At 67.2% G+C, this 24009-nt stretch carries 21 protein-coding genes and 1 tRNA gene; 7 read left to right on the forward strand and 15 right to left on the reverse strand.

The features are described from left to right. Positions 1-60: 60 nt before the first annotated feature. Both IY716_RS11035 and IY716_RS11040 read right to left on the reverse strand, forming a co-directional pair. Positions 61-963, reverse strand: a complete 903-nt coding sequence (locus IY716_RS11035) for an alpha/beta fold hydrolase (RefSeq protein ID WP_218221760.1) — start codon at positions 961-963, stop codon at positions 61-63. 44 nt (positions 964-1007) lie between these two features. Further along, the gene (locus IY716_RS11040) at positions 1008-1580 is read right to left on the reverse strand and encodes a MarR family winged helix-turn-helix transcriptional regulator (protein WP_218221761.1); all 573 of its coding nucleotides are present in this window, start codon (positions 1578-1580) and stop codon (positions 1008-1010) included. A gap of 137 nt (positions 1581-1717) precedes the next feature. On the opposite strand from IY716_RS11040, the gene IY716_RS11045 reads away from it, so the two are divergent. Further along, the gene (locus IY716_RS11045) at positions 1718-2425 is read left to right on the forward strand and encodes a rhomboid family intramembrane serine protease (protein ID WP_218221762.1); all 708 of its coding nucleotides are present in this window, start codon (positions 1718-1720) and stop codon (positions 2423-2425) included. A gap of 60 nt (positions 2426-2485) precedes the next feature. Here the strand turns inward: IY716_RS11045 and IY716_RS11050 are convergent, their stop codons facing one another. Next, positions 2486-3808, reverse strand: a complete 1323-nt coding sequence (locus IY716_RS11050) for a PhoH family protein (protein WP_255316818.1) — start codon at positions 3806-3808, stop codon at positions 2486-2488. A gap of 369 nt (positions 3809-4177) precedes the next feature. Next, entirely contained in the window at positions 4178-4960 is a 783-nt protein-coding gene (uppS, locus tag IY716_RS11055) for a polyprenyl diphosphate synthase (RefSeq protein WP_218221763.1), read from the reverse strand. Between the two features lie 137 nt (positions 4961-5097). Between uppS and IY716_RS11060 the strand changes: the two genes are divergently transcribed. Continuing rightward, positions 5098-5808, forward strand: a complete 711-nt coding sequence (locus IY716_RS11060) for a hemolysin III family protein (RefSeq protein ID WP_369699692.1) — start codon at positions 5098-5100, stop codon at positions 5806-5808. A 69-nt stretch (positions 5809-5877) separates the two neighbouring features. On the opposite strand, the gene IY716_RS11065 is transcribed toward IY716_RS11060, so the two are convergent. From IY716_RS11065 to mca, 4 genes are all read right to left on the reverse strand, one after another. After that, entirely contained in the window at positions 5878-8088 is a 2211-nt protein-coding gene (locus tag IY716_RS11065) for a thioredoxin domain-containing protein (protein ID WP_218221764.1), read from the reverse strand. Between the two features lie 199 nt (positions 8089-8287). Further along, the gene (locus IY716_RS11070) at positions 8288-10561 is read right to left on the reverse strand and encodes a prolyl oligopeptidase family serine peptidase (RefSeq protein WP_218221765.1); all 2274 of its coding nucleotides are present in this window, start codon (positions 10559-10561) and stop codon (positions 8288-8290) included. A gap of 131 nt (positions 10562-10692) precedes the next feature. Further along, the gene (locus IY716_RS11075) at positions 10693-11088 is read right to left on the reverse strand and encodes a hypothetical protein (RefSeq protein WP_218221766.1); all 396 of its coding nucleotides are present in this window, start codon (positions 11086-11088) and stop codon (positions 10693-10695) included. Between the two features lie 132 nt (positions 11089-11220). Further along, on the reverse strand, positions 11221-12147 hold the full coding sequence (mca, locus tag IY716_RS11080; RefSeq protein WP_218222194.1) for a mycothiol conjugate amidase Mca: 927 nt from the start codon (positions 12145-12147) through the stop codon (positions 11221-11223). Between the two features lie 50 nt (positions 12148-12197). On the opposite strand from mca, the gene IY716_RS11085 reads away from it, so the two are divergent. From IY716_RS11085 to greA, 3 genes are all read left to right on the forward strand, one after another. Then, positions 12198-12653 (forward strand): DUF4307 domain-containing protein, encoded by a 456-nt coding sequence (locus IY716_RS11085; RefSeq protein WP_218221767.1) that lies wholly within the window; start codon positions 12198-12200, stop codon positions 12651-12653. A gap of 72 nt (positions 12654-12725) precedes the next feature. After that, the gene (locus tag IY716_RS11090) at positions 12726-13580 is read left to right on the forward strand and encodes a substrate-binding domain-containing protein (protein ID WP_218221768.1); all 855 of its coding nucleotides are present in this window, start codon (positions 12726-12728) and stop codon (positions 13578-13580) included. Between the two features lie 147 nt (positions 13581-13727). Then, entirely contained in the window at positions 13728-14228 is a 501-nt protein-coding gene (gene greA, locus IY716_RS11095) for a transcription elongation factor GreA (RefSeq protein WP_192592487.1), read from the forward strand. 143 nt (positions 14229-14371) lie between these two features. On the opposite strand, the gene ilvA is transcribed toward greA, so the two are convergent. The 3 genes from ilvA to IY716_RS11110 form a co-directional block, all read right to left on the reverse strand. Further along, entirely contained in the window at positions 14372-15670 is a 1299-nt protein-coding gene (gene ilvA / locus IY716_RS11100; RefSeq protein WP_218221769.1) for a threonine ammonia-lyase, read from the reverse strand. Beyond that, positions 15667-17115 carry an AI-2E family transporter gene (locus IY716_RS11105; RefSeq protein ID WP_218221770.1) on the reverse strand — a complete coding sequence of 483 codons (1449 nt, stop codon included), beginning with the start codon at positions 17113-17115 and terminating at the stop codon, positions 15667-15669. The genes ilvA and IY716_RS11105 overlap by 4 nt, the downstream gene beginning before the upstream one ends. 143 nt (positions 17116-17258) lie before the next feature. Next, the gene (locus tag IY716_RS11110) at positions 17259-18182 is read right to left on the reverse strand and encodes a Bax inhibitor-1/YccA family protein (RefSeq protein ID WP_218221771.1); all 924 of its coding nucleotides are present in this window, start codon (positions 18180-18182) and stop codon (positions 17259-17261) included. A gap of 207 nt (positions 18183-18389) precedes the next feature. On the opposite strand from IY716_RS11110, the gene IY716_RS11115 reads away from it, so the two are divergent. Together IY716_RS11115 and IY716_RS11120 are read left to right on the forward strand one after the other, a co-directional pair. Continuing rightward, complete coding sequence (locus IY716_RS11115) at positions 18390-19031, forward strand: biotin transporter BioY (protein ID WP_369699693.1); 642 nt, start codon at positions 18390-18392, stop codon at positions 19029-19031. Positions 19032-19064: 33 nt separating this feature from the next. After that, entirely contained in the window at positions 19065-19673 is a 609-nt protein-coding gene (locus IY716_RS11120; RefSeq protein WP_218221772.1) for an energy-coupling factor transporter transmembrane protein EcfT, read from the forward strand. 168 nt (positions 19674-19841) lie between these two features. On the opposite strand, the gene IY716_RS11125 is transcribed toward IY716_RS11120, so the two are convergent. The 4 genes from IY716_RS11125 to IY716_RS11140 form a co-directional block, all read right to left on the reverse strand. Continuing rightward, positions 19842-19915 (reverse strand) — tRNA-Leu (locus IY716_RS11125). A 61-nt stretch (positions 19916-19976) separates the two neighbouring features. Then, positions 19977-21362, reverse strand: a complete 1386-nt coding sequence (locus tag IY716_RS11130; RefSeq protein ID WP_218221773.1) for an NAD(P)/FAD-dependent oxidoreductase — start codon at positions 21360-21362, stop codon at positions 19977-19979. Between the two features lie 75 nt (positions 21363-21437). After that, a complete protein-coding gene (locus IY716_RS11135) occupies positions 21438-22913 on the reverse strand; it encodes a S8 family serine peptidase (RefSeq protein WP_255316746.1) in 1476 nt (491 codons plus the stop codon). Beyond that, positions 22910-23941: a Ppx/GppA phosphatase family protein gene (locus IY716_RS11140; protein ID WP_218221774.1), complete on the reverse strand. Its 1032-nt coding sequence runs from the start codon at positions 23939-23941 to the stop codon at positions 22910-22912. Before IY716_RS11140 ends, IY716_RS11135 begins: the two co-directional genes overlap by 4 nt. Positions 23942-24009: the final 68 nt, after the last annotated feature.

Here is a 24009-nt window from a genome sequence, read left to right on the forward strand (position 1 = left end):
CACGGGTCAGCCCACACGGGTCAGCAGGATCGGTCAGCCGACACGGGCCAGCGGGATCGGTCAGCGGACGAGGAATTCGATCAGTCCGCGATTGAACTCATCCGCGTGACTGATGTTCACCCCGTGGGGCGCCCCCTCGATGAGCACCAGCTCGGCATCGCGCAGCGCCTCATGGGTACGGCGGCCCGACCCCTCGAAGGGCACCACCGCGTCGGCGTCTCCGTGAAGGATCAATGCAGGCACCGTCACGGACTCGAGATCGGAGCGGAAGTCGGTGCGCGCCCAGGCATCCATGGACCCCAACGCTGCTCGCTGGTCCGCCTGCCGTGCCAAGGCGAGGACTTCGGCGTGCTCGCCCTCGCTGACCATCAGCTCCCCCTGAGCGGAGAGGAAGTTCGTGACGAACTCGTCGTAGAAGCTGTCCGGATCCTGTGCCAGACCCTCGCGCATCTGCTGGAAGTTCTCTTCATCCAGCGGGCCCTCGGGGTTCTGCTCGGACTGCATCAGCGCCGGCGGGACTGCGGAGGCGAAGACCACGGAATGCAGGCGCTGCATCCCGTGTCGGCTCGCGTACCGCGCGACTTCCCCACCGCCCATCGAGAACCCGACCAGGGTGGCGTCCTCCAGGTCCAGGTCCTCCAGGACGCTGTGCAGGTCATCGGCGAAGGCGTCATAGTCATAGCCGGACTCGGGCGTGGCCGAACCGCCGAAGCCGCGGCGGTCATAGGTGACCACATGGAATCCGGCCGAGATGAGCACATCGATCTGCGCATCCCAAGACTCCGAGGTCAGCGGCCAGCCATGGATGAGCACCACCGGACGGCCTTCGCCGCCGTGGTCTTCGATGTGGAGACTCACCTCATTGGAGGACTCCACGGTGTACTTCGACGGCACAGCGTTATCGTCCGGCGCCTCGTTCTCAGCATCGGCGGCGTCATCGTCAGGTGCGGGGCTCTCAGCCATCTCGGGTTCCTCCACAGCGTCGGGGCGGGTGGACCCAGACTGGTTCATTCCACGCTGTGGATCAACCCATTGAGGAATTTGGCCACGGCCTCGCGTTCGCCCTCCGTGAGGTTCTCTACCGTCTCGAGCATCTGGCGGTGCATCTGGCTGAGCGTCTGCCGGACCTCGTGGTCAGCGGAGACCGTGGGCTCGATGGCCACCGAACGGCGGTCACTGGGAATTGGCACCCGGCGCACATGTCCATACCCGATCAGCCGGTCCACCAGCACGCTCACTGAGGCGGCGCTGATATCGAGTTCACGGGCAAGGTCACGTTGGCGCAGGAGCGCTCCGGTGGCGTGGGCCCGCAACACATATCTCAGGGCAAGCAGATCGGTCTCTCCCATGCCCATCGAATCTCGGGTGCGGGAGCGCATGCGACGCTCAGACTCGCGGTATCTGCGCAACAGATTCAACAGCTCCACCGAGCTCGGCGTGTGTCCGGAACCGCCGTACCAGTAGCCGCTGGACTGCGCTGCGAAGGAGGAAGATTCAGCGGAGGACGGCGCTGTGGAAACCGAGCCTCGCGCGTCAGAACCCGTGTCCTGCTTCTGAGGGCCTGCTGTGTTCTTCACCATCACTCACCCCGCGCCGAGATCGTCTGCCGACGTACTACGGTAGTTGTCGCTTGTAACAGTCGACCGTTCTACAGATGCTACGGCACCTGACCCAGCGTCGGCCACCGGCGGCTCGGGATGATCAGTAGCATGGGTACATGCGCAAGACATTCCGGGGGCCCGCGGCCAGCAAGGAGCTCGACGACGGCTCCGGGGACTCCTGGGGGTCGCTGAGCCGAGACCTCAAGTCCACGTTCGGTCGGACCTTTCTTCCCGTGGTGATTCCCCTGGTGGGAATGTGGGCCTTCTTCATCACCTCGTTCTTCACCGGAAACTGGATCAACCGGGCGCTCGGACTCCAGGCCCGCGAGGCCGATGGCCTGCTCGGCATCCTGTTCATGCCGCTGCTCCACGGCAGCCTGGGGCACATCCTCAGCAACACCATGTCCTGGCTGGTGCTCGGCGGGATGCTCTCCCTGCTGACCCGGCATTTCGTCAAGATCACCACGCTGATCTGGCTGCTCTCCGGGGTGCTGCTCTGGGTCGGCGGCACCCCGTGGGTCTGCCACGCGCCGCAGGGCTATGACTGCGGCGGGCTGCACATCGGAGCCTCGGCGGTGATCTACGGCTTCGCGACCTTCCTCGTCGCCTACGGCTTCATCACTCGCCGGCTCCTCGCGGTGGTCTTCTCCTTGGCCGTGCTCTTCCTCTACGGACTCAGCATGCTCATCGGCATGACTCCGATCAGCGCCGGCGGCGTGTCCTGGGCGGGGCACCTGGCTGGGGCGGTGGCCGGCGTCGGCGTCGCCCTGCTCTTCACCAAACAGGCCCGCGCTGAGCGGGCCGCCCGCACCGCCTCCCGATAGCGACGGCGCGCGCGACCCGATCGGCGCGTTCAGCTTCTCTGCGGGTCCAGCAGTCTGCGCTCAGGCATCTTCGAGCAGCTCCGTGACCAGTGCGGCGATCCGCGAGCGCTCGGAACGGGTGAGCGTGATGTGCCCGAAGAGCGGGTTGCCCTTGAGGATCTCCACCACCGCGGCGATCCCGTCATGGCGACCCACCCGCAGATTGTCGCGCTGCGCGACGTCGTGGGTGAGCACGATCTTCGAGTTCTGCCCCATGCGCGACATCACGGTGAGCAAAACGTTCTTCTCCAGCGACTGGGCCTCATCCACGATCACCCAGGCGTCGTGCAGCGAGCGCCCGCGAATATGGGTCAGCGGCAGCACCTCGAGCAGCCCGCGGTGCATCACCTCCTCCAGCGCGTTCTGTGAGACCAGCGCGCCGAGGGTGTCGTAGACGGCCTGACCCCAGGGATTCATCTTCTCCGCCTCGGATCCGGGCAGATAGCCCAGTTCCTGACCACCCACAGCGTAGAGGGGACGGAACACGATGATCTTCTTGTGCTCCCCGCGCTCCAGCACAGCTTCGAGCCCGGCGCAGAGCGCGAGCGCGGACTTCCCCGTTCCCGCTCGGCCTCCCATCGAGACGATGCCCAGGTCCGGGTCCATCAACATGTCGATGGCCAGTCGTTGTTCGGCGGAGCGGCCATGGAGCCCGAAGATGTCACGGTCCCCGCGCACGACCTGCACGTACTTCCGTGAGGTGCCGTGCTGACGCACCCGCCCGAGCGCGGAGCCGCGACCGGAAGAGATCACCAGCCCGGTGTTGACGGGCAGCTCCTCGGCATCCTCGAGGTCGATCTTCTCGCCGTCGTAGAGCGCATTGACCTGTTCCTCGGTGGCGGTCACTTCAGCGAGGCCGGTCCATCCGGAATCGGTGACCCACTCATTGCGGTACTCATCCGCTGCCAGACCCATGGCCGAGGCTTTGACCCGCATGGGCAGGTCCTTGGAGACCACCGTGACGTCGCGGCCCTCATCGGCGAAGTTCTTCGCCACGGCGAGGATCCGTGCATCATTGTCGGCCCCGCGGAAGCCTGCGGGCAGCACCTCCAGGGAGATGTGGTTGAGCTCCACGAGCAGCTCCCCTCCCTCCTCGTTGAGGGGGATGGGACGGTTCAGCGCCCCGTGTTTGACCCGCAGCTCGTCAAGGAACCGCAGCGCGGAGCGTGCGAAATAACCCAGCTCCGCGTCGTGGCGCTTCTTCTCCAGCTCGGAGATCACGACGACGGGGAGGATCACCTCATGTTCGGCGAAGCGCAGGAAGGCCTTGGGGTCCGAGAGCAGCACCGAGGTGTCGAGCACATAGGACTTCTGGGCGACTTCTCCGGCCACGGCTGAATCCAGTTCGGCGGCGCCGAAGGAGTCGGGGGTGATGGGGGTCAGATGTGAGGAGGCCACGATTTCTCCATACCCGGGAACGCAAAAGGTCCCGCCCACGTGCCGTGCTGCACCTGTCAGCGCATCGGAATCGCGGCGGAACCTTGTCGTGTTCCCGTATCTATTTTCAGGGTGTGGTCGGTTCGGCCCTGTGGGGCCGGTCCGACCCCTTCCACGTGATGCCTGGGGCATACGTTATCGGGCCTCTCCGGTCAGTGTTCTGACACTTTGAAGAGTACTCCGGGTTCGAATCACACGGAGGTAATTCGAATGACTTTCTTGTGACGAACGGGTAAACACTGCGCCGCGGCCCGGCCGTGCGGGACGAGTGGGCCGTCAGTTTCCGAAGCGCCGTTGCCGCTGAGCGTAATCGCGCAGTGCACGGATGAAGTCCACCCGGCGAAAATCGGGCCAGAGGGCCTCACAGAAATAGAACTCCGAATAGGCGGACTGCCACATGAGGAAGCCGGAGAGCCGCTGCTCCCCGGAGGTGCGGATGATCAGATCGGGGTCCGGCTGCCCGCGGGTGTAGAGCCAGTCCGCGATGGACCCGGGGGTCAGGTCTTGGGCCACTTCGCTGATGCTGCGGCCATGGGACTCGGCATCGCGCAGCAGCTCCTTGACCGCGTCGACGATCTCCTGCCGACCGCCATAGCCCACGGCCACGTTGACATGCACAGCTGGTTCTTCGCAGGCGCGGGCGAGCTCTTCATCCACGCTGCGCAGCCGGGCGGCGAGCGGCTCCGGGAGCAGCTCGGGCTGTCCGACCGGGTGCACGCGCACCGGCCTGCCGCCGGGGCGGGATTCGCAGAGCCGCTCCAAGGTGTCGGCGATGATGTCCATGAGAGTCTCCAGCTCATCGGCGGAGCGGCTCATGTTGTCCGTGGAGAGCATGTAGAGGGTCACCGTGGGGACGCCGAGCTCGGCGCACCAATCGATGAATTCCACAATCTTGTTGGCGCCCGCGAGGTGCCCGTCCGCGGTCGGGGTTCCGGCCAGCTTGGCCCAGCGCCGATTCCCGTCCACCACCACGCCGATGTGTTTCGGGATCCGGTCCTTGGGCAGGGCGCGGCTGATCTGCCGTTCATAGACGGCGTAGGCGATGTCTCGCAGCCCCATGGAGCCTCCTGCAGTGTTGACGCATTTCCCACCCTAAGGGACGCCTGGCCGATCTGTACCGGACGCCGTGAGCACGGCACTGCGGCGTGCACCACACCGCGTTACTCGCCGGTCATGACCCGGCCTAAACTCGAGAGGTGGCCACGAATGAGCATGACACCAAGCATCCCGCCCTCGAAGCAGTCCAGGAAGGCCCCGGCAGCGCCTCCTTCAGCTCCGAGCGCAGGAAGCCGCACCTGCGCGGCTGGCTCCACGCCGGCATGTTCCCCGTGGCCCTGGTGGCCGGAATGGCCTTGATCGCTCTGGCACCGTCGGGGGTGCTGCGCGCCGCTGCCGTGGTCTACGTCATCACCGCGCTGATGATGTTTGGAGTCTCCGCCACGTATCACGTGGGGAACTGGTCGAAGCGCACCGGCATGAGGCTCAAGCGGTGGGATCATACGAACATCATGCTGCTCATCGCGGGCACCTACACCCCGCTGACGCTGGCCCTGCTCCCCGAGCCCAAGGACACCATCCTGCTGGTCGCGGTCTGGGTCGGGGCTCTGATCGGAGCGGCCTTCCGCATCTTCTGGACCCACGCTCCGCGCTGGCTCTATACCCCCAGCTACGTGCTCCTGGGCCTCGCCGCGCTGGTCTTCATCGGCGACTTCTATGCCGCGGATCCGGCAGCGGCGACTCTCATCGTGGTGGGCGGCGCCGCCTACATCACCGGTGCGGTCTTCTACGCGCTCAAGCGCCCGAACATCTCCCCAGAATGGTTCGGATTCCACGAGTTGTTCCATGCCTGCACCCTGATCGGGTTCATCTGCCACTTCATCGCGATCGCGCTGGCTCTGCTGAGCTGAGCTGCCGACGGCGGCGGGGGCGCGCCGATATCGACGGCGAGCAAGGCTGCTCAGCGCAGACCCTCCACCTCAGCCCAGACTCTCCAGCGCCTCCTGCAGCGAGTCCACCGGGGGCAGGCAGACCATCGATCCCACCGCATTGAGACAGACGCTCAATCGCAGCGCCGCGCCGGGTTCCAGAAGGTCCTCGGCCACCGGTTCCACCGGCACCCCGTAGAGCGCACCGGCACGACGCACCTCCGCGAGGTCCTGGGCGGTCCCGCCGAGGAAGCGGAAGGCGGGGGATTTCCTCGCCGACCGGCGCGCCACCAGCAGCGAGGCCCCGATCACAGTGGGGGCCTTCGCGGCGGCGAGCTTCACGTGCTGCAGAATCTGCTCCGGTCGCAGGTCTTCAGGGCCGAGCAGCTCCAGCGCCTCGGCCATCTGCAGCGCCTGGGCCAGAGCAGCGACGCTGCTGGGTTCGGGACCGTCCAGAGGTGTGGCGAACAGCGGGCCGTGCTGGGCCGCGGCGAGCAGGCCGTCATCGTCCGCGCTTTCCAGCAGGTGCAGCTCCCCCTTCTGCTCCCGGACGAAGGTCTTGAGCATCATGCGCAGCACCGCCGCGCCGCGGTCGCGCCAGCCCGCCGCGTCCAATGCCGCAGTCTGCGCCCCGTCCTGCGCCCCGGCGGAGCTGAGCTGGAAGCAGGCCACGGCCAGATGGGCATGGTCGGAGAGTCCCCCCAGCTCATCGCCGGGTCTCCCGGCGTAGGAGATCCGGTGGACGCGGGCGGCGCCGTCGTCGTCGAGGGTGACGTGGGTCTGCCAGAGCCGCTGCGCCAGCGCCTGGGCATCGTCGAGCAGGTCCTCATCGGCCCACAGCGCGGCGGCCACCGCCAGTGAGCTGATGGTCTGCGCATTCCATGCGGCGACCACCTTCTCATCGCGGGCCGGCTGATACCGGGCCGCACGACGACGGCGCAGCTCCGGCAGCGCGCGATCCCAGAGTCTGGCCTGGTCTCTGGTCAGCGGCGCATCGAAGTGCAGGGTGCGCGGCGTCTCCGGCGTGACGTGGGACGGGGCGCCGGTTTTCGCGCCGTGTTCATCGGCGGGGACACCATGGTTCAGCGCCAGGAGCCGCTGGGCCTCGGTCTCGCTCAGCCCTGCGGCGAGCGCCACATTGTGCAGCTCGGTGTCCGTGAAGAGGTAGGTGGCTCCCTCGGCGTGGTGGCCCGTCTCATCGACGGTGTCGGCATCGAGCGAGGAGGCCAGCAGGCGTGAGTCCTCCAGCAGCATGCGCCGGGTCAGCCAGTCGATGCTCATCCGCGCCTGGCGTTCCGCTCGCTCGCGCTGCTCGGCGTCGGCCGACGGGTGGACGCTCAGCCGCGCGCTGTGGCCCAGCAGCTGGGCATTGTCATAGAGCATCTTTTCGAAATGCGGCAGCGCCCAGGCCAGGTCGGTGGCGTAACGGGCGAAGCCGCCTTCGATCTGGTCGAACAGAGCGGATCGACTCAGCGACTCCAGGGTGCGGATGGCGAGTCCTGCCGCGGGAGAGGCCCGGTCCCAGGCGGCCTCCTCGAGCAGGAAGCCCAGCAGCGGCGAGGGCGGGAACTTCGGCGCCGAGCCGAACCCTCCGTGCACGGTGTCCTCCCGCTCAGCGAGCACCGCCAGCGCCTGGGTGACCAGCTCGTCGACCTCGGCGGCGGCCATCAGCGGCGCGGCTGCCGCGTCTCTGGTGGAGGCGGTGGCGGCGTCGTCGTCGTGCTGGGTGTGGACGGTGGTGGCCAGACCGGCCTGCTGGCGACGCTGCGCCCCGAGCGAGGCGGCGATCTGCTCCGCAGAAGTCTCCACCTCCCCGCGGCGCTGCGTCCAGGCTGCATGCACCGCGTCCAACACCTCCGCGAAGGAGGGCACCTGCCCGACCCTGCGCGGCGGGAAGTAGGTGCCGGCGTGGAAGACACGCCCGTCGGGGAGGGTGAAGACGCTCATCGGCCAGCCGCCCTGTCCGGTCATCGCCTGGGTGGCGGCCATATAGGTGTCATCGACGTCGGGATGCTCCTCGCGGTCCACCTTGATCGCGACGAACCGCTCATTCAGTGCGGCGGCGAGCGCGGCGTCCTCGAAGGATTCGCGCGCCATCACGTGGCACCAGTGGCAGGCGGCGTAGCCGATTGAGACGAAGACCGGGACATCGCGACGGCGGGCCTCGGCAAAGGCCTCGGCGCCCCAGGGGAACCAGTCCACGGGATTGTCCGCATGCGAGCGGAGGTAGAGCGATGAGCTGTCGGCGAGGCGGTGTCCCATCTGCCAAGTCTCGCGCACCCGCCCCCTGAGCGTCGACACCCCTCCCCCGACGCTGACCCTCTGCGCTGACCCTCTGCGCCGACCCTCTGCGTTGAGGGGCGGAAGTTACGGGCTTCAGGGGCCTAGATCCCACTCAACCAGTCGTAGAATCCGCCACTCACGGGTCTGTTCCGCCCCTCGCCCGCGCCTGTTCCGCCCCTTACGGGTAGGTGGTGAGCTCCAGGCGGGGAATCCCTTCGGGCTCGAACCCGAGAATCTGGCCGTAGAAGCTCAGCGCCGCCTCGAAGCTGGTGATGATGTTCTGCGCCTGGCGGAATCCGTGCTGCTCCCCGGCGAAGAGCAGATAGGCATGCGGGATGGACTTCGCGGCCATCGCGTCGCGAAACATCTCCGCCTGATTCGGCGGGACGATCGGATCCTCGTCGCCCTGGAGCAGCAGCACGGGAGTCTGCAGCGAGTCCACGTGATTCAGAGGGGCCCGCTCGCGGTAGATCTCCGCCGCCTCGGGATAGGGTCCGACGAGCCCGTCCAGGTACCTGGACTCGAAGTCGTGGGTGTCCTGAGCGAGAGCAACCAGGTCCGCGACGCCGTAGCTCGAGACCCCTGCGGCGAAAGTCGAGGTCCGCGTCAGGCAGGCGAGAGTGGTCCACCCGCCGGCGCTGCCGCCCTCGATCGCCAGACGTGAGCCGTCGGCGATGCCCTGCGCCACAAGGTGCTCCATCACCGCCACTGTGTCGGCGACATCCACCACTCCCCATTGCCCCTGGAGTCGGTCTCGGTAGGCGCGGCCGAAGCCGGTGGAGCCTCCGTAGTTGATGTCCACCACCCCGATCCCACGTGACGTGTAATAGGCGATCGCCAGCGAGAGTCCGACCGCGGCCTGCCCGGTGGGCCCACCATGGACCTGGGCGATGTAGGGCGGCAGCTCGCCCTCTGGGGCTGAAAAACCGAGCTGCCGCGGCCGGTAGAGCACGGCGTGGATCTGCTGCCCGCTCGCCTCGGTGACCGTGATCGGCTCCGGCGTGGGCAGCAGGCCGGGATCGGGGGCATCGGTGCGTGAGGAGCGGACGACGCCGGGGCGATCCACCCGCCACTGCCCGTCGGTTTCACCGAGCTGTCCCGCCGTGATCGCGGCGAATTCGGTGGTGGAGGAGCCGTGGATCGCCAGGGCACCATCGGCGCGCAGCGCCACCCCCGCGAGCGACGTGTGCGGCAGATCGAGCGGTGCCACCGTGCCGTGGACCAGGTCCAGCACGCCCAGCGAGTCGGTGGCTGTCCCGTGGACGGTGAGTGCGTGATCGGCGTCGATGAGCGTCAACCAGGTCTCACCCAGCTGCCACAGCGGTCCCGCGTACTCCCGCTCGTCGCTGAGCAGCTGGCGGGGCTCCTCCGTGACCGCGGTCCCCACGTGTCCGGACCCGTCGCTCAACCCTTCGGGGGCAAGGGTCACGGTCCAGGGGTTCCACCATCCGGAGCGGTCACTGAGGTAGACCAGCTCCCCTGCACGCCTCCATTCAGGCTGCAGCACCGAGACCTGGGTGCCACCGTCAAGGACCCGCTCATTGACGACCATGCCTGCGGCGATATGTCCTACATGCAACTGGGTCCCGTCCCAAGGCATCTGCGGGTGCTCCCAGGAGATCCAGGCCAGTTGGGTCCCGTCCGGAGAGAGCCGGGGGTGCGCGACGAAGCGCGAGGCAGGTGTGATCTTGCGGATCGCAAGCTCGTCTTCGGCGGCAGAGCCGTCCAGCGGCACAGCAGCGATATAGCGCTCAATCCTCGGCGCCCCGTCAGCGTCCTCTCCGCCGATATGCTCCTCGCAGACCCACCAGACTTCACGCACGCCCTCCGTGAGGGTGACCTCGGTCGGCTGCGCCCAACGCAGAGCGGGGCCGTCTACCTCCGGCACCCCGTCCGATGCGGGGCTGATCGGCTGCGGCTGCTCAGCCTCGATGAAGGCATAGATCCGCTGGTCGGCGAAGTTGACGAACAGCACCAGCGGGTCCGCCGCGGCACGGGGGGCAGTATCCTGCGCGATCGGGGCAACGTCGGTGCCGGCGCCGGTGGCTGTGCCGGGCGTCAGCGCGATCCAGGAGGCACCACCGTACTCGTGGACGCGGGATCGGGCATTGAAGGGCGCGGGCAGCACATTGACGGTGTCTGGCCTGCCCGGGGTCGGTCCCCGCTCAGCTGGGCTGGTCTGCGCGGGACGAGCGTCGTCGTCGTCGGCGTGCTGTCCGGACTCGGCCGGAGACCCGACCAAGGGGTCAGGGCTGATCAATGGGTCAGAGCTGATCAGGGGGTCGCCGGTGGTGCGCACGATCGTGTGACGACCGCCCTCCCCGGCGAGCGCCTCGCTCCACCAGAGCTGCTCGCCCACCCAGTGCGGGGCGCCTAGCCGGTTTCCCCCGACCGCAAGCTGCTCGGCGGAGATGCTCGAGGGCCAGGAACCATAGGGCAGCGTCGTCACCATGAGGCCAGTCTAGGACACTCACCCCCGGCGTTGAGGGGCGGAATATCCGGGTATCAGGCGGCTCGATCCCACTCAACTACTCGTAGAATCCGCCGCTCAACGGGAGGGGGGGGTCAACGGGAGGGGGCCGCTCAGCGCGAAGGTGGGGTCTGCTCTGGATCGGCATCGGTGCGAGCAGGCTCGCCGGGGGTGGGCTCAGCGACCGGGGTCGGGCCGAAGCGGGCTTCTGCCGCCGCCACGCGGGAACGCTGCTGGGCAGCGGAGATCTCCGCCTCGGTGATCTCGCCCGGGAACTCTGGCTCTTCCCCGGAGGCCTCATCCTCGAGCTCGGCGCGGTACTTCATCCGTCGTGTGCGCTTGGCCAGATCTCGGACGACCACGATGAGCAGCACCACCACCAGCGCGGTGAAGAGGAAGCCCTCGATCCCGGGAGTGATGTCCTGCTCGTTGAGCCCTGGGCGCAGCTCTGGGGCGTCACCACCGCCGCCACCTGGGCTCACGCTGCTCAGCACCGGAAGAAGATTCACTGGTGTCTCTGCCTTTGAACGTCGTCAGTCTTGCGGACCGGGCTGTTGCGGCAGCCGCCGACGGCGACCGCTCGGCTCAGTCTACGCCGTGTAGAAATCTCCAGAGAAACCGCGCCAAGACCCAGCAACGGCTCAGCGCAGTCCGCTGAAGATGTCATGCTCGGGAAGCTCAGTCTCCACCTTCGACTCCACCAGCACATAGTCGTCGTAGGGATAGACCTCGCGCAGGAAGTCATTGGGCGTCGCGAAGAAGAAGCCATCCGGCTCCACCTGAGTGCGGTGGGCACGCAGCGCCCGGTCGCGGTGCTCCAGGAAGCTGCCCACGGGGATCTTCGTGGTGACCTCATGCTCGGTCATCCAGGAGATCGACCCGTCGCGGAACGCCCGCAGCCGATCTTCATAGGGCGACTCATAACCGGCCTCGAGCAGCGCATTGTGGATCGCTTCGAACCGCCCGGGGTTGAAGGCACGGTCGTAGTAGAGCTTCTGCGGCGTCCAGGCCTCACCCAGATCCTGATACCGCGTCGAGTCCCCGGCTGCGTGGTAGGCCTCCACGGTGATCTTGTGGCTCATGATGTGGTCCGGGTGCGGGTAGCCGCCGACCTCGTCGTAGGAGAGGATCACGTGCGGCCGGAACTTGCGCACCAGGCGCACCAGCGGGGCCGAGGCCTGCTCCAGCGGGAGCGTGGCGAAGCTGCCGAAGGGCAGCGGAGGCGTCGGGTCCCCCTCCGGAAGGCCAGAGTCGGCGAAGCCGAGCCAGGTGTGCTCGATGGCCAGCGCCTCGGCGGCCTCTGCCATCTCCATCCGGCGCACCCCCGGAAGGTCGCGGTGGCAGGCGTAGATCTCCCCCGCCGCAGGGTTCAGCAGGCTTCCCTGCTCTCCCCCGGTCGCCGTGGCCACCATGACCTCCGCTCCCGCAGCGGCATAGGCCGCCATCATCGCAGCACCCTTGGAGGACTCGTCATCAGGGTGGGCGTGGACGGCGAGCATCCGCAGACCGGTGGAATCCGGGAGCTTCTGGGCCGCTGAATGTGCAGGTGATGCTTCCTGAGAGGTCATCTTGGAGGCAGTGGGGTGTGAGCTCGACATAAGCACCTAGAATAGTCCTGATGACAGAGTCCAGCACCACCGAAGCCGCGGCCTCCGGTGATATGGAGACATCTCACGGCATGGAGTCGCGGTATGGCGCGCCGAAGCGCCGAGTCACCGCGAAGACCCAGCGGTGGATGATTCTCGGAGCGCTTCTGCTGGCCCTGGCCGCGATGATCTACTTCACCGTGGGCAACGCCGTCGGTCAGATCGATCACAACGACGTCGGCTACACCATCACCTCCGACACCGAAGCTGAAGTAGACTTCCAGGTGACGAAGGATCTCGACGCCACCGTGCAGTGCATGGTCCATGTGCTCGACAACAGCTACGCGGTTGTCGGTGCAGACATCGTCACCCTCGGCCCGCAGGACGGGTCGAACCCAGAAGATCGCAGCCAGTATTACAGCACTGACGTGCGGACAGAGTCCCGCGGAGTCACCGGAGTGGTGGATTCCTGCTGGGACGCTGACTGACTGCTGCATCTTCAGCATCACCCAAAGAGCTCTAGCAGACGGGCTCCATTCTCCCCCTGAGAAGCGTGCCCCGTGAAACCTGACTCCCTGTTCTTCCGACTCCGCGGCGTGATCGCGCTCGTGATTCTGCTCTGCTTCGTCGCCGCCTTCGTGCTCAGTGCCTGCGGACCCGCCTACGAGGTGCCCGACAGCGAGGGTCAGAGCGCCACAGTGCTCGCCGCGCCCTCGACCAAGCCAGCCCTGGAGCAGCTCGACTCCGACCTGCGAGAGCGCAGCAGCACACTCTCCGCCGAGGTCGAATACCTGGACACGGAGACGATGACAGCCCGGATCGGTGCCGCTCCGCAGGCCGATATCGTGCTGACCGCGTCCCGTGAGCAGATGCAGGACCTCGCTAGCGAGGGGCACATCTCCGGGGAGCCGCTGCCGCTGGCGAGCAACCGACTGGTGCTGGTGACCTCGGCGGAGAACCCGCATGGGATACGGGACTTCGATGACTTCGCCGAGCGCGCCGCCGACCTGCGGGTGAGCACCTGCGCGGCGGACGCGCCCTGCACCACGCAGGTCGCCGACCTTGTCGCCGACTACGAGCTTGAGCTGCGGGCGACGGACGCGACGCTGGCCCGGGCGAGCACCGCCAACGGGCCGCAGACTCCGCTGTCCGATCTGGCCGCCGGTCGCAGCGACGCCGCGCTGGCCTATGTCACCGATGCCCTGGCCGAGGACTCCCCGCTGCAGACCTTCGAGGTTCCGACCTCGGCGCACAGCATCACCCAGGTCTGGGCCGGAGTGCTGAAAGAACCGCAGCATGAGGCAGCGGCCGAGGATTTCTTCGACCTGCTGGCAGGTGAGAAGGGTCGTTCCGCGTTCAGCGAAGCCGGCTTCCTTCCTGCTCCCTCCGCGGAAATGGGAGCCAGCTCCCACTGAACTGTTCGGTCCTGATTGTGAATCCGGAGCGGCCCCACTACCATGTGTGGAACGCAACAACACCCCGCCGAGGCAGGTTCCGGACTCAGGGCCGGAGCACAATGCCGTCCCCCGGCGGGGTCTTTGCATGAAAAGGAGAGATGAACCGTGTCAACGCACAGCCCCGAGATCGACGAGAATGCCCAGTGGCTCACCCAGGAGGCCTACGACCGGCTGAAGGGCGAGCTTGCGCACCTCAGCGGACCCGGCCGTCAGGAGATCGTTGACCGCATCGAGTCCGCCCGCGAAGAGGGCGACCTGAAGGAGAACGGCGGCTACCACGCCGCCAAGGAAGAGCAGGGCAAGGCCGAGGCACGCATCCGCTACCTCAGCGACCTGCTCGAGAACGCCTATGTGGGCGACGCCCCCACCGGCGACACCGTGGTGCCCGGGATGCTGGTCGAGGCCAAGATCGCCGGCAACACGATGAAGTTCCTCTTCGGCAACCGCGAGATCGCCGGAGACACCGACCTCGAGGTCTACTCCGAGCGCTCCCCCATCGGCGAGGCAATCAACGGCGCCAAGCCCGGAGACAAGCTCAGCTACTCCGCGCCCAACGGCAAGGACATCACCGTGGAGATCGTCTCCGCGGAGCCCTTCAAGGGCTGAACCGCCTTCTGGCTGGCCTGAACCGGTCCTCACGGACAGCTTCAGGCCAGCCTCGGCCCAGACGACGACGGCGGCCCCTCTCAGCTGAGGGGCCGCCGTCGTCGTCTGTGGTCCGGTCGGTCAGATGCTGGGGTGCCCCGCTCTCAGTGAGGCGGGACGATCGGCTCGTAGCCCTGGGCGCGGAGACGGTTGAGCACGCGCTCGGAATGTTCGGCGCCCTTGGTCTCCATATTGATCACGATGGAGACCTCGCCCATGGACAGCGCGCCGCCGATCCGGCTGTGATCCACACCGGTCACATTGGCGTCGGCGTCGGCGATGATCTGCGAGATCGTCGCGAGCTCACCGGGAAGATCCTTGAGCATCATCTTCACCGTGAGGAAACGGTCCGCCGCGGAGAGGCCGTGCTGGATAACGCGCAGCATCAGCATCGGGTCGATGTTGCCGCCGGAGAGCACTGCCACGACGTTCTTGGACTCGAGGCCCAGCTCGGTCAGCTTGCCCTCCATCAGTGCCGCCACCGAGACGGCTCCGGCGGGCTCGACGACCATCTTGGAGCGCTCGAGCAGGAAGATCAGCGCACGCGCGATGGCGTCCTCGCTGACCGTCACGACCTCGTCGACAAGCTCCTTGATGATCTCGAAGGGAATCTCCCCGGGCCGTCCCACCGCGATGCCGTCGGCGATGGTGCGCACACCCTGGATCGGCACCAGCGCATCGGCGGCGAGCGAAGGCGGGTACGCTGCGGCGTTCTCGGCCTGAACACCGATGATCTTCACCTCTCGGCCCAGCCGCGCCGCCTGCTGCTTGATCGCGACGGCGGAGCCGGCGAGCAGGCCTCCCCCGCCGATCCCCATGATGACGGTGTCGACCTGGGGCTCCTGCTCCAGGATCTCCAGGCCGATGGTCCCCTGCCCGGCGACCACATCGGTGTTGTTGAAGGGGTGGATGAACACGGACCCGGTCTCATCCGAGTGCCGCTGGGCCTCGGAGAGCGCCTCATCCACATTTGACCCGTAGAGGATGACCTCGGCGCCGTGATCGCGGGTGGCGGCCAGCTTCGGCAGCGCGACGCCGCGGGGCATGTAGATCTTCGCGGTGATGCCCAGCTTCTTGGCGGCCAGCGCCACGCCCTGGGCATGGTTGCCCGCTGAGGCTGCGACGACGCCGCGGGCCTTCTCCTCCTCGGAGAGCCGTGCCATGCGCACATAGGCCCCGCGGACCTTGAAGGAGCCGGCGCGCTGAAGGTTCTCCGCCTTCAGGTGCACGGTCCCGTCGATGATGCGACCCAAGGCCCGCGAGTGCTCCATGGGAGTGCGCACGATGATGCCCTTGAGCAGTTCCTGCGCCGCCTCGATGTCCTCGAGCTGCACGCTGAGCCGGGACCCGGGGCGCAGCGGAGCGCCCGCGGTCGTGTCTGGGCTGTGCTGGATCTGTGTCATTCGCGTCTACCCTCATCCTCCGGCCGGGAGTGGTCCTCTTCGGCGATGGTAGCGCTTTGGTCGGGGTGCGCGTCGCTGTGCGTCGCCTCTGTGCTGATGTCCGACTGCGATTCGGTGCGGGTCATGGTTCCTGTCGAAGCACCGCGGCGGCGACCGAAGCCCGGGCGATCGGGGTTCAGACCGGGGATGGTCTCCTTGAGCCGGCGGGTGATGTTGGCCAGGGAGGCCTGCTCCTCGGCCTCCTGGACCTCCTTCTGGGCGGCGCGCTTGATGGCCTCTTCCTTCTCGAGGCGCTCCATCGCTTTCGCCTCGGGGTCTCCGCGCCACTCCTCCTTGACCAGGTACTGCGCGGCGCGGTTCACAAAGGCCAGGACCGGCACGGCGAAGAGCGCGCCGACGACGCCCAGCAGCGTGGTGCCTGCGGTCACGGCGAGGATCACTGCCAGCGGGTGCAGGCGCACGGCCTTGCCCATCACGACGGGCTGCAGGATGTTGGACTCGATCTGCTGGACCAGCAGCACGACGCCGACCATGAGCAGCGCGTTGACCAGGCCGTTGGCGACCAGGGCGAGGATCACGGCCACGGCGCCGGTGACCACTGCGCCGACGATCGGGATGAAGGAGCCGAGGAAGACGAGCACCGCGACCGGCAGTGCGAGCGGAACACCGAGGATGGCGGCGCCCACACCGATGCCCACAGCATCGACGGCGGCCACGAAGACCTGTACGCGCATATAGGACCCCAGCGCCGTCCAGCCGCGTCGTCCCGCGCCATGGATCGCCGGGCGGTGCTTGCCGGGGGCGAAGAACACCAGGAAGTCCCAGATCTTGCGTCCGTCGGCCAGGAAGAAGATCAGGGTGAACAGGGCGAGGATGCCGCCGATGACCACATTGCCTGCGGTGGAGCCCAGCGCCATCGCACCGCCGAGGATCGCCTCGGAGTTGTCCTGCAGGTAAGTGAGGCCCTCTTCAAGTCCCTGGTTGATCTGATCAGCGGATATCTGGATGCCGAAGCCTGCGGCGGTCTCCTCCGCGAGCGTCACGAGTTCGAAGAGACCTTCGGTCACCTGGCTCGCCATCTCAGAGAAGCCCTGGACGAGCTGCTGCCCGACCAGCCAGAGCAGTCCGGTGACGAATCCGATCAGCACGATCAACGTCGTGATCGCTGCCAGGATCCTGGGGAATTTGAGCTTGACGAAGAGATTGTGCAGCGGTCGCAGCAGCGTGGCCAGCAACGCGGCGACCAACAGCGGGATCAGCAGCAGCGAGACGTGGCTGAGCAGCCAGATCAGCACGCCGAGGAAGGCGAGGATGATGATGACTCGCCAGGACCAGGCGGCGGCGATCCGGACGCCCCAGGGGACGTCATCCTGGATCCGCTGCTCCTCGGCCATCCGCGGCGGGACGTCCTCTTCCATCAGCTCGATCTTTTCCACTGTGTTCATTGGTACATCCTGACATGGCTTGCAGGTCTTCCATACAAAGACGGACCCGCCCCACGCAGCGCATGCGTCGGTCGGGCCCGCCAGCTCTTTAGCAAGAGCCTCGCAGGGTCACCGCCAGCTCGGCGTGGGACCCCACAGGACAGCTATTCCGCCATAGATCGAACGATGGCGATCACGCGAAGGATCTCGATGTAGAGCCACACCAGGGAGACGGTGAGACCGAAGGCGGCGGCCCAGCCATACTTCTGGGCGACGCCGGCGTCCACGCCTTCCTGGATGTTGGTGAAGTCCATGACCAGAGAGTAGGAGGCCAGCAGGATGGCGAAGACGCCGATCGCGATGCCGAACCAGCCCGAGCGCAGACCGAACATGCCCATGTCGGTGAACATCATCAGCCCGAAGTTCATCAGCGAGAACACGGCGTAGCCGATGATCGCGACGAAGAAGATCTTGTTCAGCTTCGGGGTGGCACGGATCTTGCCGGACTTGAACAGCGCCAGGATCGTGCCGAAGACCGCCACGGTGGCCATGACGGCCTGCACCGCGATGCCCGGGAACTGGGTCTCCAGGAACATCGTGATCGCACCGAGGAAGAACCCCTGGGTCGCGCTGTAGGCCAGGATCAGAGCCGGGCTCGGCTCCTTCTTGAAGGCGTTGGCGAGTCCGAGTCCGAAGCCGACCAGAGACGCGACGAGCGCGAGGCCCATGACCAGACCGGGCATGACCACACCCAGTGCGACGGCGACCGCGGCACCCACCAGGAGGACCGCGAAGCTGGTGACGGTCTTGCGGATGACGTCGTCGTAGGTCATCGGCGCGCCCTGCGATCCGGCCGCGTCGGGGAGGTTGTACTGCTGGTTCAGCTGGTCCGTGCTGGCGCGTCCCGCTCCGGCCTGCTGGCCTGGCATCCCGTACTGCGTGGCGAAGGGCTGGCCCTGGGCGGGGTTCTGCTGGCGCTGCTGCTCGGTGACGCCACCCTGGTCATTCATGTAGAACCGGCGCCGCTCGCGCTTCTTCTCACTGAACTGGTCAGGGAAGGCACCGGTGTTGAAGATCGGATTGGACATGGTGTGACCGCACTCCTATCGGTGCTCGGGTGGATGTCTCATCGTTCGTCCTCGCAGGTCACGGCTGAACGGCCGGTCGCACGCGCGAGGGACGAGTCCTGGACCATTCTAACTGCCGACCCCCTGCTGAACATGATTGAGACTGGGAATCCACTGGGAATCTGCCGCAGGCTGAAACACAGTCGAGGTTGGGACTATATTTGAACAGTGTTCAATAGATCTGAGACTCTCCGTGACTCCACTGGCTCCTCCCCCGCAGCCGCCGGCCCCAGCACGGCGGTGCGCAGCATCTCGCAGATGGCCATGTTTGCCGCTCTGGTGGCAGTGCTCGGCCAGCTTCCGGCGATCCCCCTCGCGGGCGGCGTCCCGATCACGTTGCAGACCCTGGGCGTGATGCTCGCCGGAGCGGTCCTTGGGCCGTGGCGCGGCGCCGGCGCCATCGTCCTGCTGCATCTGCTGGTGGCGGCCGGGCTGCCCCTGCTCGCCCACGGGTCTGGTGGCCTGGGTGTCTTCGCCGGTCCCACCGCAGGCTTCGCGCTGGGCTGGATCCCGGGTGCCTTCCTCGTCGGTCTCATCACCCAGGCGTCCTGGCCGCTGCGACTCTGGCGCACCATCACCGGCACCGTGCTGGGCGGCATCCTGGTGGTCTATGCCTGCGGCCTGCCCGTGATGGCGTTCCAGCTGGGTCTCAGTCTGCAGCAGGCGCTTCTGCTGAATCTCGCCTTCGTGCCCGGCGATGTCATCAAGGCCGTCATCGCGATCATGCTGACTCACTCGCTCGCCCGGGCCTACCCCGCACCGTTCACCCACGCCCGCCGACGACGCCACGCGCGCGGCCCCGCTCGATGACGCCGAGCGCGCGATGTGTGATGGGGTGAATCGGTGATTCCGCTCTACCGGCCAGGAGACTCGAGGCTGCACCGGATGCCGGTGGGCGCCAAGTTCCTCGGCATCTTCCTTGCGGCCCTGGCTGCCTCGCTCTTCCGGGAGAACCTCTGGGTCCTGCTGAGCATCTGGACAGCAGCGCTCGGCGGATATCTGCTCGCAGGGATGGGCCTGCGCGGTCTCCTCGCTCAGCTCTGGCGGATGAAGTGGCTGGTGGTGGTGCTGACCATTCCGCAGCTGATCTTCCTGACCCCCGAGGAGACAAGCTTCAATGTGAGCCGCGTGCTCGCCGTCGTGCTGCTGGCGGCACTGTTCACGCTGACCACCGCCACCTCAGACATCCTCGCCGCCTGCGAACGCGCGCTGCGCCCGTTGGACCGTCCGCTGCGCCGAGTCGGGCTCAGCGCCGAGCGGATCTCGCTCGCGCTGTCCCTGACGATCCGCTCGGTCCCGGTTATCCTTTCCTTCTACGCGGAGATCCGTGAAGCCCAGCGGGCGCGCGGAATGCGACCCACCCCGCGCGCCACCGTGATGCCGCTGCTGGTCATGAGTCTGCGCCACGCCGAGGAGACCGCGGAGGCGCTGGCAGCTCGAGGCGTGCACTGAATCCCCGGGGCACGCCGCCTCACCTGGCCTGGTCGCGCTGAGCCTGGCCTGGTAGGACTGCTGGAGAGGCAGGGGACATCACCGGCCTGCCGGATGACCAGGTGAGCGGTGATCTGCTCTCGGGGCGTCACCGACAGCGGTCTGTGCACCTAGGCGCCGCGCTGGAGGTGCCCCCAGTGGGACTCGAACCCACACTGGACCGATTTTAAGTCGGTTGCCTCTGCCGATTGGGCTATAGGGGCAGAGAGCGGGCTGCCGATGACAGCCCGCTCTCTCGTCTCAACTCTGCATGGAGCCTGTGGGTCAGCTCTTGGAAGGTTCCTTCTTCTTGCCTGCAGCTTCCTGGAACTGGCGGTACGGAGTCTGAAGATCGCTCACGGGGGTGTAGTCCCGACCGAGCACGATCTCGCTGATCCAGCCGCCGACCACGCGGACCTTGCGCTCCACGGTGGGGATCGCCATCGCGTGGTAGCCGCGGTGAGCCATCCATGCCGGGAAGCCCTTGATCTTGACCTTCAGCGGGTTGCCCACGCCCTGGAACATGCCCAGACCGGCGACCGCACCGAGGGACTCGTGCTTGTACTCGCTGAGCTGGCCCTGGCCGTAGCTTGCCGCCAGGATGTTCTTGGCGAGGACCTTCGCCTGGCGGGAGGCGTGCTGCGCGTTGGGCACGCAGGTGCCATCGGGGAGCCCGCCGCCGGAGAGGTCGGGGATCGCGGAGATGTCCCCGGCGGTCCAGGCGTTCTGGAGCACCTTGCCGTCCTCGTCTGCGATCTGCAGCGTGGCCGAACCGGTCACGCGACCGCGAGGCTCCACCGGGAAGCCGGAGTTCTTGGCGATGACGTTGGCGGCGACGCCAGCGGTCCACACCAGGGTGTCGGACTCGAAGCGGTCGGCCTCGGACTTGTCCTTCATATTGATCAGCGTCATCTCGCCGTCCACGACGGAGCCCAGCGAGGTGTTCAGCAGGACCTCGATGCCGCGGCTGCGCAGGTGCTCGACCACGCCGATGGCCTGGTCCTCGCTGACCTCGGGCATGACCCGTCCCATGGCCTCGACCATGAGGATGCGCACATCGTTCTGACCGATGCGCGAGTTCGCGCCCACGGCGGCGCGGATGATGTCTTCCATCTCGGCCACCGTCTCGATGCCGGCGAAGCCGCCGCCGACCACGGTGAAGGTCAGGGCGCGGGACTTGGCCTTCTCATCGGTCATGACCGATGCCGCCTCGATGCGCTCCAGCACGTGGTTGCGCAGCGTGAGCGCCTCTTCGATGGTCTTCAGACCGATGCCGTGCTCGGCGAGGCCCTCGATCGGGAAGGTCTTCGTGGTCGCGCCGGCGGCCATGACGATGTCCTGGTAGGGCAGCTCGATGGTCTCGCCCTGGGAGAGCTCCACAGTCGCGGTGCGGCCGTCGTGATCCACGGCGCTGACCTTGCCGGTGATGATCTCGGCATCCTTGAGGTGTCGGCGGTGGGAGACCACCGCGTGACGCGCCTCGATGTGCCCGCCCACGACCTCCGGGAGGAAGGGCTGGTAGGTCATGTACGGCATCGGATCGACGACGGTGACGACGCCGCCGGCGGCCTTCACCTTCTTCTGCAGCAGCTGGGCGGTGGTGAGCCCGACGTAGCCGCCGCCGACGATGAGGACGCGGGGTTTCGCGGAAAGTGTCTGAGAGATAGCCATATCGTTCATCCTATACGTTGCTCAGTAGTGCGTGATCTGATCTCCCTGCGGTGCCGGGACGGCCGAGCGGTGGGCTCAGGGGTCCTGGCGACGCGCGAGGTTGTAGTGCACCGCAGCCATCGTGATCACAGCGACGACCAGCAGAGCGGCGGCGCTCAGCGCCACCGGTCCCGCCCAGTCCTGCGCGGTGCTGGCGCGGCTGGCCTCGGGCATCGCCCGAGGCTCCCCCTCGGGGCCGGCCACTACGCCGGCGTCCTCGGGGATGTCTTCCTGCTCGGTCTCCTCTACCTGTCCGCGACGGTGCACGCGCACCCATTCGGCCAGGGTCGGATATGCGGAGGCCTCGAACGCCGGGGCTTCCCCGTTCACCGCCGCTGCGACGTTGAGCACGCCGTTGCCGTATTCGGGGTCCACACCGTCGGCACCCTCCGAATCAGCCGTAGAGAGCAGACGATGCTTGACCTCCGTGGCGCTGAGCTCGGGGTTCGCGGCCCAGACCAGCGCTGCCGCCCCGGAGACGATCGGAGCTGCGCCGGAGGTTCCGTTCCACTCGGCGTAGCCGCCGCCGGGGACTGCGCCGACCAGCGGCTCGGAGGCGGCGGCGATGCCGATCGCGATGCCCTGCGAGGAGGAGTCCTCGCTGATGCGGCGCTGCTCATCGACGCCCGCCACGGCGAGCACCCCGGGGATGGTCGCGGGGGCACCCACCGAAAGCTGCCCGGAGGCGCGGTTGCCCGAGGCGGCCACTACCAGGACGTCGTTCTCCTCCGCATAGAGGAACGCCTCGTCCCAGGACTCCGGCCATTCCTGGAACCCTGAGCCCAGGGACATGTTGATGATGTCGGCTCCGTTGTCCACCGCCCAGGTCACGGCCTCGGCGATCTGTTCCTCGGTGCCTCCCCCATAGGGGTTGGGGTCCTCCAGCAGCAGCGAGATGGAGAGCAGCGACGCTTCAGGGGCGACACCGACGACGCCGTCGTCGCCCGCCTCGTTCCTGGTCAGCTCACGGGGCGCGGTGCGGGTCTCTTCGAACTCCTCGAGGGCGTCCGCATCCACCTCGTCCTGCCACTGCTCACCGTAGATCTCCTCCAGGTCGGACTCGAAGTCCTCCCACCAGTCTTCCCACTCGTCGTCGTCGAGATCTTCGAAATCACCCTCGACGAGCTCAGCGACCTCCTCGGCCTCCTCGGAAGTGCCCCGACCGGCGAGCAGCGAGGACACCAGGGTCCCGTGCTCGGTGGCCACCTGGTCCACTGGTGCGCCGCCGTCGCCGGCTCCGGAGACGTCGGTGCCGCCGACCACTGCGCCGGAGAGTGTGGGGTGGGAGGAGTCGACACCGGTGTCGATGACCGCGACGGTCATGCCCTCGCCTCGCGTGGTCTCCCAGGCCTCGGTGATCCCATAGTCCTCGAGCCAGTACTGCTGGTCCCGCCATTCATCTGCGTGGGCGGCGGGTGCTGCGACCACGGCAGAGGTCAGCGCGAACCCGGCGACCAGGGCCGCGGAGAGGCTGCACCGGGTGGCGGTGTGTGCTGGTGAACCGGGCCTCATGCAGACTTCTCCGCGCCGTGGGTCTCGGCGCCGGTGTGGGTCTTGGAGCCGGTGTGAGCCTCGGCCCCAGCAGGGCCGGCCCCGGACTGGGTGTGCGCCAGGGACATGGCGATGCCGTCCAAGATGTCGTGCTCCGAGGCGACCGCGGAGATGATCCGGCCCTCGGTGACCTTGTTCAGATAATCCAGGATGGTCCCCCAGATCAGCGCGCCCGCGCCGATCACATCGACGCGGCCGGGATGCATGATCGGCATATGGGCGCGCACGTCGCGGGTGGCATGCACGAGCTGGTCCACGGACTGGTGGATCCGGTCCAGGTCGATCTCCGCGCCGTGGATCAGATCCGGCTCGTAGTCCTCCAGCTTGAGCGCATGGGCTGCCACTGTGGTCACGGTGCCTGCGACACCGATCACCACTTCGGTCTCGTGCAGCGGCATGACCTCGGAGACGTTCTCCAGGAAGGACAGCGTCTCGAAGGCGGTCATGGACTGTTCGGTGTCGGTGGGCGGGTCGCTGCGCATATGGCGCTCGGTGAAGCGCACGCAGCCCATGTCGGTGGAGATGGCGTGTTCGACGCCGGCGGAGGTGCCCAGCACGAACTCGGTGGACCCGCCGCCGAGATCCACCACGAGGATCTTACGTTCGGCGTCCCAGTCCAGGACCGAGGCGGCGCCTGCGAAGGAGAGCCCGGCCTCTTCGCTGCCGCGGATCACCTCGGGCTCGACGCCGAGCCGGTGGTGCACCCCGGCGATGAACTCGTCCCGGTTCGCCACATCTCGGGAGGCAGAGGTCGCCACGAAGCGCACCGCCTCAACCTGATGCCGGCGGATCAGTGCCGCGTAGTTGTCCACGGCCGCGAAGGTGCGGTCCAGAGCGTCGGCCGAGAATTCCCCGGTCTCATCCACTCCCTCGCCGAGCCGGACCACAGTCATCTGCCGGACCACGTCGGTGACGCGTCCGGTGTCTTCGACGTCGGCGATGAGCAGGCGGATGGAGTTGGTCCCGCAGTCGATGGCAGCAACTCTCATGGGGTGTCCTCTTCCTGGCGTACGGTCTTCGGGTTCGGCGGTCGGTCGCTCTGGCTTCGGAGGCTTGG

Source organism: Nesterenkonia sp. Act20 (assembly GCF_019173455.1).
Taxonomy (GTDB): Bacteria; Actinomycetota; Actinomycetes; order Actinomycetales; family Micrococcaceae; genus Nesterenkonia.